At 75.5% G+C, this 13,111-nt stretch carries 7 protein-coding genes; 4 read left to right on the plus strand and 3 right to left on the minus strand.

Translation table 11 applies throughout. The features are described 5' to 3' along the window. The first annotated feature begins 334 nt into the window (after positions 1 to 334). Together E1283_RS19765 and E1283_RS19770 are read left to right on the plus strand one after the other, a co-directional pair. Positions 335 to 1,435 carry a HesA/MoeB/ThiF family protein gene (locus E1283_RS19765; protein ID WP_132819428.1) on the plus strand — a complete coding sequence of 367 codons (1,101 nt, stop codon included), beginning with the start codon at positions 335 to 337 and terminating at the stop codon, positions 1,433 to 1,435. Further along, positions 1,432 to 2,679, plus strand: a complete 1,248-nt coding sequence (locus tag E1283_RS19770; protein ID WP_132819429.1) for a hypothetical protein — start codon at positions 1,432 to 1,434, stop codon at positions 2,677 to 2,679. Before E1283_RS19765 ends, E1283_RS19770 begins: the two co-directional genes overlap by 4 nt. Here the strand turns inward: E1283_RS19770 and E1283_RS19775 are convergent. Further along, the gene (locus E1283_RS19775; RefSeq protein ID WP_243744958.1) at positions 2,676 to 5,576 is read right to left on the minus strand and encodes an AfsR/SARP family transcriptional regulator; all 2,901 of its coding nucleotides are present in this window, start codon (positions 5,574 to 5,576) and stop codon (positions 2,676 to 2,678) included. The genes E1283_RS19770 and E1283_RS19775 overlap by 4 nt on opposite strands. Before the next feature lie 113 nt (positions 5,577 to 5,689). Beyond that, positions 5,690 to 8,569, minus strand: coding sequence for an AfsR/SARP family transcriptional regulator (locus tag E1283_RS19780; RefSeq protein ID WP_132819430.1), 2,880 nt, complete (start codon positions 8,567 to 8,569; stop codon positions 5,690 to 5,692). Between the two features lie 802 nt (positions 8,570 to 9,371). On the opposite strand from E1283_RS19780, the gene E1283_RS19785 reads away from it, so the two are divergent. Further along, positions 9,372 to 11,213 carry an endonuclease/exonuclease/phosphatase family protein gene (locus E1283_RS19785; RefSeq protein WP_132819431.1) on the plus strand — a complete coding sequence of 614 codons (1,842 nt, stop codon included), beginning with the start codon at positions 9,372 to 9,374 and terminating at the stop codon, positions 11,211 to 11,213. Here the strand turns inward: E1283_RS19785 and E1283_RS19790 are convergent. Next, positions 11,201 to 12,694 carry a DHA2 family efflux MFS transporter permease subunit gene (locus tag E1283_RS19790; RefSeq protein ID WP_132819432.1) on the minus strand — a complete coding sequence of 498 codons (1,494 nt, stop codon included), beginning with the start codon at positions 12,692 to 12,694 and terminating at the stop codon, positions 11,201 to 11,203. The two genes, E1283_RS19785 and E1283_RS19790, sit on opposite strands and share 13 nt — an antisense overlap. Before the next feature lie 302 nt (positions 12,695 to 12,996). Here E1283_RS19790 and E1283_RS38865 point away from each other — a divergent pair. Continuing rightward, positions 12,997 to 13,111: sugar phosphate nucleotidyltransferase (locus E1283_RS38865; RefSeq protein ID WP_279571277.1), on the plus strand; the 115-nt coding region annotated here is incomplete at its 3' end.

The raw sequence follows: 13,111 nt of genomic DNA on the forward strand, positions 1-13,111 counted from the left end.
ATAAGAGACAGCCCCTCCCCCCGGCAGGGCGCCGCGCGGATCAGCGGCCCGTCAGTGGGGAATCAGCGCCGCCCCCCACCCTTGGCGGCAGCGGTTCACACCCCCGGCTCACGCCGGGCGGTAACCCGGGCCGTTCCCCTTTCAGCGAGGAGGCAGTGAGATGGAGATCAAGGTCAAGAAGGTCGAAGCCGTCAAGGCGACCCAGAACCCGGCCACCTGAGCCACTGACACCGTCTGCTGACGGCCTCCGCGGGGAGGGTGGGGCACCTGGCCGTGGTGCTCCCCCTCCCCGCGGTTCTTCTTCGTCACGTTCGTTCGGCTCAGCGGGGAGACGATGCGGGTCACCTTGAAGGAGTGCGTGTGGGAGACCGTCGGGGACGATCTCCTGGTGGTGCGCGACGCCCGTGAGGCGGTGACGCTGGGCGATCCGACGGGTCGGGTGGCGGCGTTGCTCGGCGAGTTGAGCCGGGGGGCGTGGACCACCGCCGAGTTGAGTGACGCGCTCGTGGCGCGTGGATTCGAGGTCACGGAGGCCGAGGTGGCCGACGGCCTCGCCGGGTTGGACTCGCTGGGGCTCGTGGAGGACGCCGACGGCCGCTGGCTCGGCGAACCGGCGGCGGACGCCCGGCACTTCTCCAATCTCTCGTTCTTCGGCGCCTATGCCGGACTCGACCGTCCGCGCGCCGGGTTCGTGCGGCGGCTCCGGGCCGCGCACGTGCTGGTGCTGGGGGTCGGCGGCGGTGGTTCGACGCTGGTGCAGTGCCTGGCCGGGCTCGGCGTCGGGCGGTTGACGCTGGTGGACCGCGACCGCGTCGAACCCAGGAACTTCGCCCGCCAGTTCTTGTACCGGCACCGCGACGTGGGCCGTGCCAAGACCGAGCGGGCCGCCGAGTGGGTGCGGGAGTACGACCCGACCATCGAGGTCCGCGCCGTCGAGCGCTGGATCTCCGGCCCCGACGACCTGGCGGACCTGACCGGGGGCGTGGACCTGATCGCCGGCGGCGTGGACGGCCACCCGGATGCCGGGCTGTGGGTGAACGAGGCCGCGGTGCGCGCCGGTGTGCCGTTCGTCGGGGGCGGCGGCACGCCGTCCCAGATCATGTACCAGTCGGTGATTCCCGGCCGCACGCCCTGCCTGGCCTGTGACGCCGCCGACCGTCCGGCGCCGGGGAGTTCGGCCGGCGCCGCGCTGCGGCTGGCCGAGAAGATCGAGTTGAGCAACCCGCTCACCGGCCCGATGGCCACGCTGATCGGCTCGTTGGTCGCGTTCGAGGCGAAGCGGCACCTGACCGGCTTCGAACCGCCGCGCGCCGCCGGGGGCCGGATCGTCCTGGACCTGCGGGAGGGCCTGGCGCCCAGCTGGCAGCCGTTCACCCGGAACCCGGACTGCCCGGTGTGCGCGCTGGCGCCGGCCGACTCCCGGGAGCGCGGATGACGACGACGGTGCGGCTGCGGCCGCTCAGCGTGGTGCCGGAGGGCGACGACGAGGTGTTGGTGGGCGATCCGGCCACCGGCACGTTCGTCACCATCCCGGCGGTCGGTGGCGTGGTGATCGAGGCGTTGCGGCGCGGTGCCACCGTCGACGAGGCGGCCGCGGAGGCCGAGGCGTTCGCCGGCCAGCCGGTCAACGTCCCGTCGTTCGTCGAGACGTTGGGCGAGCTGGGCTTCCTCGCCGAGGACGGCGAGGACGGCGAGGACGGGGAGGACCCGGCCCGGTCCGAGCCGGCGAAGAACGCGCCCATCCAGGCGCGCCGGTGGATGACCGCGATCCGTCAGGAGACCGTCCGGCCCTTCTTCGGCCCGGTGGCGTGGGCCTGCTACGCCGCCTGCCTGCTCTTCGCGGTCGGCGTGCTCGTCCTCCGGCCCGGTCTGGTGCCGGAACCCGGCGAGGACGCCTTCGCCTTCGACGACATCGGCGTCAGCGCGCTGGCCTGGGTGCCGTTCGTGTGGTTCGCGGCCGCCAGCCACGAGTGCGGCCACTGGCTGGCCGCGCGGGCGCTCGGCATCCAGACCCGGTTCGGGATCGACCGCCGCATGATCATGCTGGTCTTCGAGACGGACCTCACCCAGCTGTGGACGGTGCCGCGCCGCCGGCGTTACGGCCCGCTGCTCGGCGGCCTCGCCGTCGACTCGGTGCTGCTCGCCGCGCTGCTCGCCGGCCGGCTGGCGATCGACGTCGGCGCCTGGTCGCCGCCCGGCACGGTGGACGCGCTGCTGGCGGCCTGGGTGTTCGTCAAGGTGGTCCAGATGCTGTGGCAGTCCATGGTGTTCCTGCGCACCGACCTGTACGCGGTGCTGGTCAACGCGCTCGGCTGCCACAACCTGTGGCGGGTCAAGTCGCTGTTGCTGCGACGGGCGTTCGGCCGGCTCACCGAGGAGCAGGCGGAGGAGTTGGCGGCCTCGTCGGAGACGGACCTGCGGGTCGGGCGGTGGTTCCGCTGGCTGTGGCTGGCGGGCTTCGTGGGCGTGACGGCCTGGTTCTCGCTGCTGGTCCCGGTGTTCGTCGAGTACCTCGCGTGGGCGGCCGACGGCCTCGCGGAGGGCCCGTTGGCCGGCCGGTTCTGGTACAGCCTGTTCTGCGCCGGGCTGCTGCTCGGGGCCGAGGCGTTCGCGATCGCGCTGGCCGTGTGGGAGCTGGCGCGCCGCCTCGCCGGCCGCCGGGCGGCGCCGGCCGGCTAGGCGGGGCGCCCCACGTCGCCTCCGACGCCACTGCCGGGGCCGTCGAGTTCGGCGATGCGGGTGCGCACGGTGTCCGCGTCGCCCGGCGCCAGGTTCTCCAGCAGGGCGAGGGCCTGACGCAGCGTCTCGCGGCCCTCGACGAGCCGGCCGGTGGACAGTTGGGCCTCACCGAGCCGGCCCAGGGTGCGGGCGGCCAGCGCGTGCTCCCAGTCGTGCCGGCCGCGCAGCGACCGCCGGTAGTAGTCGACGGCCTCCTCGAGGTGGCCGAGCCGGTGGTGGATGTAGCCCAGGCTGTCCAGGGTGGCCGCCTCGCCCGGACCGTCGTCGAGTTCGCGGTGGATCAGCAGGGCCGCCTCACAACTGGCCAGCGCCTCGCGGTACTTGCCCAACTGGGCCTGGAACCAGCCGACGTTGTTCATGGACCGGCCCTCGCCGCCCCGGTGGCCGGCCTGCCGGTAGAGCCGCAGCGCCTGCTCGTTGTGGCGCACCCCGGCCGCGTAGTCGCCGGCCCGGTCCCGCAGCAGGCTGCGGTAGATGTGGGTCAGCGCCTGACCGACCCGGTCGCCGGCCGCGCCGAACAGCTCGTACGCCGTGTGCAGCCGCTCCTCGCACTCGGCGTCGTCGCCGAGCCTGATCAGCGCCTGCACCAGGCCGATCTGGGCGTGGCCGAGCGCCCGGGGGTCGCCGAGTCGCGTCGCCGCCTCCAGGGCGATCCGGTGGGCCGCCGCCTGGGCCGCGGAGTGGCCGTGCTGGGAGAGGAACCCCCGGCTGACGCCGGCGAGTTGCCAGGCGTGGCTCTCGAAGCCGTGGCGCGCCGCGTGCCGGATGGCGGCCAGCAGCACCTGGTGCTCGTGCAGGAACCACCGGACGGCGTGGGCGGGGCTGGTGACCCGCGGCACGGTCACCCCGGCGCGGGCCGGCGGCAGGGCGATCGGCACCCGGTGGTACTGGTCGAGCTGCTGGTCGCACAGGTTGGCGGCGTGCAGGTAGTAGTCGAGCAGCCGGTGCAGCGCCGCCCGCCGCTCGGTCGCGTCGTCCCGCTCCAGCGCCAGCTCCTCCGCGTAGGCCCACAGCAGGTCGTGCCAGCCGTACCGGCCGGGCGACCGCTCCCACGCCAGGTGGGCCCTGGTCAGCTCGGACAGCAGCAGGTGCGCGGCGCGCGGCCGTATCCCGGCCAGGCTGGCGGCGCCGGCCACCGAGATCTCCGGGGCCAGGGCGAGCCCGAGCAGCCGGAAGAGCCGGGCGGCTGCCGGCGTCAACGCCCGGTAGGACCAGGAGAGGACGGTGCGCACGCTGGCCCCCGAGTCCCCGCCGTCGAACACGTCGAGCGAGCCGAGCTCCCCTGGGCCCGAGTCGTCGTCGAGGCCCGAGGTGAGGGCGCCGAGCGGGAACGCGGGCCGCGAGCCGGCGCGGGCCGCCACGATGGCCAGTGCCAGCGGCAGGCCGGCGCAGCGGGCCACGATGTCGTCGACCGCCTCCCGTTCGGCGGTCACCTTGCCGCGGCCGAGACGGCGTTCCAGCAGCTCCCTGGAGTCGGTGTCGGAGAGCAGGCCGAGGGACAGCGGCCTGGCGCCCTCGGCGGCGACGAGACCGGTCAGCTCGTTGCGGCTGGTGACCAGCACCAGGCAGCCGGGGGAGTTCGGCAGCAGCGGCCGCACCTGGGCCGAGTCGAGCGCGTTGTCCAGCAGGATCAGCATCCGGCGGTCGGCGAGCAGGCTGCGGAAGAGGCCGACCTGGGCGTCGACGGCGGCGGGGACGCGCTGCGCCGGCACGTTCAGCGCGTCGAGGAAGAGCCGCACCGCCTCGGCCGGGGGGCGGGCCGGGCGGCCCGGGCCGAAGCCCAGCAGGTTCACGTAGAGCTGGCCGTCGGGGAAGGACTCCCTGACCCGGTGGGCCCAGCGCACCGCGAGGGCGGTCTTGCCGACGCCGCCCGTGCCGGTGATGACGCACACCGGGGTGCCGCCCGCCTCGCCGGCCGACGCGGGCCGCGGCAACAGGCCGTCGAGGACCGCGAGCTCGGCCCGGCGGCCGATGAACGCCTCGGTGTCCGGCGGGAGTTGACGTGGCACCCGGGCCACGGCCCCGGAGCCTGGCGTGGGTGCCGGCGGCCGGCCGCCGGCACCCGCCGGCGGCCAGGACGCCTCCCGGTCGGCGAGGATGGCCTGGTGCAGCCGCTGGAGCTCGTCGCCCGGCTCGATGCCCAGGTCGTCGGCGAACCTGCGGCGCACCCGGCGGAACACGTCGAGCGCCTCGGCGCGCTGCCCGCCGCGGTGCAGGGCGACCATGAGCAGGCTCACCATCCGCTCCCGCAGCGGGTGTTCGGGAAGTAACGGGGACAGCTCGGCGGCCACCGCCGCGTCCCGCCCGAGCGTCAGGTCGGCCGCGGCCAGTGCCTCGACGGCCGCCAGCCGCTCCTCCTCGATGCCGGGCGCCACCGCGTCCGGCAGCCAGGGCCCGGCCACGTCGACGAGCGGCGCCCGACCGCGCCACAACCCGAGTGCCGCGCCCAGGAGTTCGGCGGCCTCCTCCGGGGCGACGCCGGCGCCACGGGCCCGCCTGGCCAGCCGGCGGAAGCGGTGCAGGTCGACGGAGTCCGGGTCGGTACGCAGCTCGTAGCCGCGCACCGAGGTGGCCAACTCGACCTCGGGGAACGGCGCGAGCAGCCGCCGCAGCCGGGAGACGACGCCCTGCACCGCGTTCCGGGCGGTGGCCGGCGGCGTCGCACCCCAGACCGCCGTCACCAACCGGTCCATGGCCACCACCCGGGCCGGGTCGAGCAGCAGGGTGGCCAGCACCGTCCGCTGCTGGGCGGTCGCCGGGCCGAGCTGGCGGCCACCGGCCCACACCCCCACCGGCCCCAGGAGGCGGAATTCCACACGGTCCCCGTCGCCGTCCACGATGTCTCCGTTCGCGCCCCGGCAGGTGTCGATGGCGAGCAATGTAGTCCGCGAAGCCGCCGCTGAGCAGGGCGGGCACGCGCGATGTCGTCCCGCGCCCGCCCCCGGGCGACTCAACCGCCCGAATCGGCCCCGTTTTCCGACTCCGCGGTGAGCTCGGCGATCCTGGCCCGCACCGGCGCCGCCTCGGTGGGCGCCAACTCGTCGAGCAGTTCGAGCGCCCGCCGCAGCGTGGCCAGGCCCGCCGCGTGCCGCCCGGCCGCCAACTGCGCCTCGCCGAGCCGGCTCAGGGTGAGCCCCGCGGGCAGCCGCCGCGCGTCGCGCCGGAAGCGCAGCGCCTGTTCGTAGTAGGCGATGGCCCGTTCGTGCCGGCCCATCAGGTGGTGGATGTAGCCGAGGCTGTCCTGCGCCGCGGCCTCGCCGGCCAGGTTCCCCTGCTCCCGCTGGATGTCGAGCGCCTCCTCGCAGCAGCGCAACGCCCGCTCGTAGGCGCCCATCTTGGCGTGGAACCAGCCCATGTTGTTCATGCTGCGGGCCTCGCCCGCCCGGTGGCCGGCCTGCCGGTAGAGCCGCAGCGCCTCCTCGTTGTGGTGCAGGCCGGCGACGTGGTCGCCCTCCCGTTCGAGCCGCATGCTCAGGTAGATGTGGCTCACGGCCTGCCCGATCACGTTGCCGGTCTGCCCGAACAGGGCGAGCGCGGATCGCAGTTGGGCCTCGCCCTCGCCGTCCGAACCCAGCCGGAACAGGGCCTGGCCGAGGCCGAGGTGGGCGTGCGCCCTGGCGTTGGGGTCGTCGAGGCGGCCCGCGGCGGTCAACGCGATGCGGTGCGCGGTCGCCTGGTCCTCCAGGCGCCCCTGCTGGGTGAGGTAGCCGCGCAGCACGCACGCCAGCTGCCAGGCGTGCGCGTCGAAACCCAGCAGCTGCGCCTGCCGGATCGCGGCCAGCAGCACCGGGTACTCCCGGCCGAACCAGGCCCGCGCCTGCGCCTCGTCGGTGATCCGCGCCGGCGTGACCCCCGGCCGCGGCGGCGCCGGGACGAGCGGGATCCGATGGTGCTCGTCCAGGAACTCGCCACCGATGCCGGCACTGGTCAGATAGTGGTCGAGCAGCCGGTGCCGCGCCTCGTGCCGCTCCACGCCCGAGTCCTGCGCCTCGGTCAACTCCCGCGCGTACGCCCACAGGAGGTCGTGCCAGCCGTAGCGGCCCGGCGACCGCTCGATGACGAGGTGGGCCCGACTCAGCTCAGCCAACAGCCGGTTGGTGGCCCGCACCGGCAACCCCGCCAGGCTGGCGGCCCCCGACACCGAGATCTCGGGCCCCCGCAACAGCCCCAACAGCCGGAAAAGCCGGGCGGCTTCACGGCTCAACGCCCGGTAGGACCAGGAGAACACGGTGCGGACGTTGGTGGTCGGGTCGCCACCGTCGAACACGTCGAGCCCCGGCGGCGTCCCCTCCAACCCGGCCGTCAGCGCGTGCAGTGCGAAGCCGGGCCTGACCTGGGCACGCGCGGCGACGATGGCCAGCGCCAGCGGCAGCCCGGCACACTGGGAGACGATGTCGCCCACGGCGTTCTCGTCGTCGCCCGCGACCTGGTGCGCCCCCAGCCGGCGGAGCAGCAACTCCCGCGACTGCGCGGCGGACAGCACGTCGAGCGGCAGCGTCCGCGCCCCCTCGGCCGCGACCAGGGCCGTCGGCTCCACCCGGCTGGTGACCAGCACCAGACAGCCGGGCGCGCCCGGTAGCAGCGGCCGCACCTGGTCCGAGTCCGCCACGTTGTCCAGCAGGATCAGCATCCGCCGGCCCGTCATCAGGCTTCGGTAGAGGCCCACCTGCGCCTCCACCGACACCGGTATCCGCTGCGGCGGCACGCCGAGCGCGTCGAGGAAGAGCCGCACCGTCTCGGCCGTCGGCCTGGCCAACTGGGTGGGGCCGAAGCCCAGCAGGTCGACGTGGAGCTGGCCGTCGGGGAACCGCCGCCTGGCCCGGTGCGCCCAGTGCACGGCCAGCGCCGTCTTGCCGATGCCGCCGGCGCCGGTGATCACACACACCGCGGCCCGGCCCGACGGCCGGGGTCCCGAGGTCGGGAACATCCCGTCCAGCGCGGCGAGTTCCTCGTCCCGACCGGTGAACGTCTCGGTGTCGGGAGGGAGTTGCCGCGGAACCGGGGTCGGCTCCGAGGGCGGCGTCCCGGTGCCGAGGCCGGCCCTGAACTCCTCACCGATCAGGTCGAGCGGCAACTCCCGGCCGCCGGTGATCGCCTCGTACGTCCGCCGCAACTGGCCGCCCGGCTCGATGCCGAGGTCCTCGGCGAACCGCTCCCTGGCCCGCCGGTACACGGCCAACGCGTCGGCCCGCGCGCCGTTGCGGTGCAGCGCGGCCATCAGCAGCACCAGGAGCCGCTCGCGGAGCGGGTGTTGCGCCGCGAGAGTGCGCAGCTCGGAGGCCACCTCCTGCTGCCGCCCCAACAACAGTTCGAACTCGGCGCGCTTCTCGACCGCCGAGAGCCGTTCCTCCTCGATCCCCGGGACCACCTCCTCGGGCAGCCAGCGCCCCGCCACGTCGGCCAGCGCCGGACCGTGCCACAACGCCAACGCCGACCGCAACAGCGCCGCCGCCCGCTCCGGATCCCGATCCCCGGCCAACGCGCGGCGCACCAACTCCCGGAACCGGAACAGGTCCACCTGCCGGCGGTGCGCCAACAGCCGGTAACCCTCGGGCGAGTCCACCAGCTCGGGCCCCCCGAGCGGCCCCAACAACCGCCGCAGCCGCGCCACATGCCCGCGCACCGCCTCCGCCGCCGACTCCACCGGCGCGTCGTACCACAGCGCGCGCTCCAACCGCCGCGACGGCACGGCGCGGCCGGCGTCCAGCAACAAGAGCGCCAGCACCGTCCGTTGCCGCGCCTCGACCGGACCCATCAGCCGCCCGGCGTGCCAGACGCCGACGGGTCCCAAGAGCCGGAACTGCACCCCGTCCACGATTGCTCCAGCCATAACACGCGCACTGTGTTGAGACGAGCCACCCTATCCCGCGCGATCACGACGAGATCAGACTTGTCTCACTCCGCGAAAGCGGTGCCGCTGCGCGGGCTTCCCGACCAACCGCCGCCCGCGCGGGGCGGCGCCACGGCCCCCGGGGCCACCCGCCTGCGGCGGGTTGCTTCGCCCGGCCGCGAAGCGGCGCGGCACGGGCCGCAGGCACGGGCTTCGCCCGCGGCCACGCCGGGAGCCCGGGGCGCGGCCTGTGAGCACGGACGGCCGTCCGCCCCCGCGGCGGAGCCGCACGGCGCGGCGCGCTCAGCCCTGGCGACATCGCCCGGCGCGCACGGCAGGGGCCGTGGGCCCCGGCCCGTTGGGCGGTCAGCCCGTGCCGTCCGCGCGGCGGAGCCGCCCGGCGAGGAGCGGGCGCCGGGCGCCCGTGGGAGGGCGCGGCGGCCCCGAGGCCCTGTACCCGTGGGGCGGTTGGCTCCGATGTGCGGCCGGGCGGGGACGGGGCCGCAGGCCCGGAGGTGGTGTCCGCTGGCGGGGCGGCCGGGCCCTTGCGGCGGAGCCGGGCGGCGGGCCGCAGGCGCCGAGGTCACGCACCTGTGGGGTGGACAGGCCTGGGCGCCGGGCCCATTGGGCGGTGTGCCCGACGCCGGGCTCGCGTCGTACCCGCGCGGAGCGCCGCTCGCGCCCGTGGTGCGGCCGGGCGGGGCCGGACCGGTTCGGCCGGCGGCGGAGCCGCTCCGCACGGGGCCGCCAGGCCCCGAGGCCCTGGTAAGCCGCCGGCAGGCGCACGGTAGCGTGCGGCACCATGACGCGTACCGCCCTCGTCGGGGTCACCACCCTCGTCGTTCTGGAGATACTGCGCCTCGCCGGAACCGCGTTCGGCGACGCGGCGACGGTGGGGCTACCGCTGGTGGTCGCGTCGGCCGCGCTCGGGGCCGGGCCCGTGGCCTGGTGGTTGGGCCGGCGGCGCGCGCTGCCCGCCGCGCTCGGCGCCCTCGCCGTGCTCCGGCTGCTGGTCCAACTCCCGGCCCTCCGCAGCCTGTTCCTCGTCGCGCTGGCCGCCGCCCTCGCCGTCGTCACGCTGCTGCTCGCCGCCCGCCGTGCCGGCGCCCGCCGGACCGGTCGGGCCGTCGCGCTCGCCGTCGCGGCCGACGTCGCGCTGCGGCTGCCGCTCGACCTCGTCGACCCGATCCGCCGCGGCGGCGGATGGGGGCACCTCCCGGCGGTAGCCGGGGGAGGCTGGACGGTCGCCCTGCTGCTCGTCGCCGCGCTCGGCGTCCTCGCCCGCGGGCTGTACCTGACGACGCCGTCCGCCGGCCCGCTCCGGCCGCCGGGCGAGGCGGTCCGGGCGTTGGCCACCGCCGCCCCGTGGGGGCGACCCGGCGGGCGGATCCCCGCCACCGCGCTGCTCGGCCCGGCCGTCGGCCTCTACGCCGTCCTGCTCGCCTCGCCCGGCTACCTCGCCGGACAGGCCGACCTCTCCACCACGGTCGCCGGCCTGTGGACAGCCGTCGGCGCGCTGCTCGGCGTCGCCGTGCTGTCGCTGCCCGCCGCGGCCCAGCCCGACTGGTCGGCCCCGGTGGTCCCCGCCGCGCTGGCCGTCGGCGTGCTCGGCCTCGTGCTGCTGCCGGCCTGGGCCGCCGTCCCCGCCACGCTGCTGGCCCTGGCCACGCTGCCCGCCGCGCTGCGCCGCGCGCTCCCGCTGACCCTGCCGGGCCCCGTCACCGCGCACGCCGCGGCGGCCGCGCTTGTCGCCATGCTGCTGGCGGTGCCGCACCGGCCGCCGTTCCCCGGCTGGGTGTTCCCCGTCCTGGCGGCCCTCGCCGTGGCCTGGGTCGCCAGCCGCGTGATCCTCGTGCCGACGCCGTTGCCGCGCCCGTTCCTCCCCGTCGTCCTCGCCACCCTGCTGCTCGCCGCGCCGCCGCTGGCCGGCGCGCTGCGCGCCGGCCCCGAGCCGCTGTCCACCGACACGGCGGGCGGCATGTACCGGCTGCTGAGCTGGAACGTCCACCAGGCCGTGGCGCGGGACGGCGAGCTCGACCCCGGGGCGGTACTCGACGTGATCCGCGGCTCCCGGGCCCAGGTCGTGCTCCTCCAGGAGGTGCCGCGCGGCCGCGTCGGCTCCGGCGGGTTCGACCTCGTCGGCTGGCTGGAGCGCCGCCTCGACGTGACGGCCGTTTGGTCGCCGGAGCGCGACCGGCAGACCGGCAACGTCATCCTCACCAGCCTGCCGGTCCTCGACTCGGCGACCGGCGAACTCGCCAGCGACCGCTCCTACGCGGCCGCCGACCTCCGGCTCACCGACGGCGAGACGGCCCGCGTCGTCACCGCGCACGGCTCGCCGTTCCCCGACGTCTTCGAGCGGCTGCTCGACGTCACGGGCGACGGCACGCACACCGTGCTCGCCGGCGACCTCAACGCCCTCCCCGGCTCGGCCGAGATCGAGGCGACGGCGGCCGCCGGCCTGCACAGCGCGCAGGACCAGGCACCGGACCCCGAGGTCAGGGACCGGGACACCGCCGTCGATCCGGACCGCCGGGTCGACTGGATCCTCGGCGCCCGTGACATCTCCTTCGGCGACTTCGCCGTCGACGACACCGACGCCTCCGACCACCTGCCGCTCACCGTCACCGTCTACCTGGACTGACCCGAGGACACCGCCCCCCGGGCCGCGCCGGCGGCGGCCACCGCCGAGGCCCGCGGGCGGCCGGGCAACAGCGGCACGGTGCACAACACGAGCACCAGCACCGCCGTGACCAGCCAGAAGACCCGGTGGAAACCGGTGATCGCGTCGGGCGCCGTCTGCATGACGAGCGTGACGCAGGCGATTCCGAGCGCCGCGCCGAGCTGGTTCAGCATGTAGAGGACCGAACTGCCCTGCGCCACCAGCGCCGCCGGCAGCGCCCGGTACAGCGAGCCCATGGTCGGCGAGCTGTAGCAGCCCATGCCGAGCCCGAGGGCCAACGCGGCCAGCACGGGCCAGAGTTCGTGGGTTCCCGCGTCGAACCGGGTGAACACCAGGGCGCACGCCGCCGCCAACAGCGCGCCGCCGATCGCCAGGCCACGGGCGCCGACCCGGTCGGAGAGCCGGCCCGCGAGCGGCATGGCGACGGCCCCGCCGAGCCCCACCGGCGACATCAGCAGGCCTGCGGCCAACACCCCGTGTCCGTGGGCCTGCTGGTAGTAGAAGGGGAGCGCGAAGAACGCGGCGAAGTTGGCCACGCCGCCCAGTCCCATGATGGTGACGCTCGCGCTGAACCCGCGGTTGGCGAAGAGCCGGGGGTCGACCAGGGGCGGGGTACGGCGCGCGTCGTGCGCCGCGCGCAGGGCACGCGCCGCGTGCACCCCGTAGCCGGCGAGCAGCGCCGCGCCGAGCGCGAGCGGCAGCAGCGCCTGCCAGGCGGTGACCGTGGACCGCTCGGCCGTCTGGGAGAGCGCCAGTACGACGGCGGCGAAGCCCGGGCCGAGCAGCGCGAGCCCGACGACGTCGAGCCGGCCGCCGGGCGACGTGCCGCCGGGCGACGTGCCGTCGGACGCCGGGGCGTCCGACGGCAGCACGCGCACCGCGAGCACCAGGGCGAGCAGCCCGAGCGGCGCGCTCAGCAGGAACATCCAGCGCCAGGACAGTCCGCTCAGCACCGCGCCGCCGGCGACCGGCCCGAGGACCGGTCCGAGCGAGAGCACCACGCCCATCAGCCCCATCACCCGGCCTGCCCGGTGCGGCCCGGCGGCGCGGGCCAGCAGGATCAGCACCAGCGGGTCGAGGAGGCCGGCGCCGAAGCCCTGCAGGGTGCGGAAGGCGATCAGGCTGCCGACGTCCCAGGCCAGGCCGGCGGTGAGGGACCCGGTCAGGAAGATCGCCAGGCCGACCAGCCAGAGGCGCCTGGCGCCGAAGCGGTCGACCGCCCAGGTGGTGAACGGGATGGTGGCCGTGACGGCCAACAGGAACCCGGTGGACGCCCAACCGACCGTGGAGAGCGACGCGTCCAGGGAGCCGGCCAGTTCTTCGGTGGCCACGGCGGCCATCGTGCTGTTGAGGATGCCCAGCAGGCCGCCGAGCAGGACGACGCCGATCAGTGCGAGCAGGCGGGGATCGAGGCGGTCGTCGCCAGAATCTTCTGAACTCATGAGTTCAACGTAAAGGTCTTTGTGGTTCTCAATCAAGCTGATGCGATCAGCGAAATGAACTTGCTGGTTCAGTCGTGCTCGGCCGAGTACGCCGCGCCGGCTGGTCGAGGTCGCCGAGCGTCTCGCGGTCCACTGGGGTCAGCGGGTGTTCGTCGAGGCGGCCTCCGCCCACTCATTGACGTGGCCACGATGAGTGCGGTCGAATACCGGGATGGATTGGGAGCGCTCCCATGGCCGGGACGTCATGGATCGGGTGACTCCCGCGAGCCCTGGAGGCGAGTCTTGACGACGCTCCGCCCGGGGTGCGCGGGGCGCTGCTGGCCGGCGGGCTCGGGCAGCGGATGGGCCCTTTGACGGCCGAGGTGTGCAAGCCGCTGGTGCCCTACGCGGCGTCCTGCCGGCTGGTCGACTTCAGCC

This window comes from Streptomyces hainanensis (assembly GCF_004348415.1).
GTDB classification, from domain to species: domain Bacteria; phylum Actinomycetota; class Actinomycetes; order Streptomycetales; family Streptomycetaceae; genus Streptomyces; species Streptomyces hainanensis.

What these genes read in the sequence shown, in the direction of transcription:
- E1283_RS19785 (WP_132819431.1), top strand. Translation starts at nt 9,372, where the DNA reads ATGACGCGTACCGCCCTCGTCGGGGTCACCACCCTCGTCGTTCTGGAG.
- E1283_RS19780 (WP_132819430.1), bottom strand. Translation starts at nt 8,569, where the DNA reads ATGGCTGGAGCAATCGTGGACGGGGTGCAGTTCCGGCTCTTGGGACCC.
- E1283_RS19790 (WP_132819432.1), bottom strand. Translation starts at nt 12,694, where the DNA reads ATGAGTTCAGAAGATTCTGGCGACGACCGCCTCGATCCCCGCCTGCTC.
- E1283_RS19765 (WP_132819428.1), top strand. Translation starts at nt 335, where the DNA reads ATGCGGGTCACCTTGAAGGAGTGCGTGTGGGAGACCGTCGGGGACGAT.
- E1283_RS19770 (WP_132819429.1), top strand. Translation starts at nt 1,432, where the DNA reads ATGACGACGACGGTGCGGCTGCGGCCGCTCAGCGTGGTGCCGGAGGGC.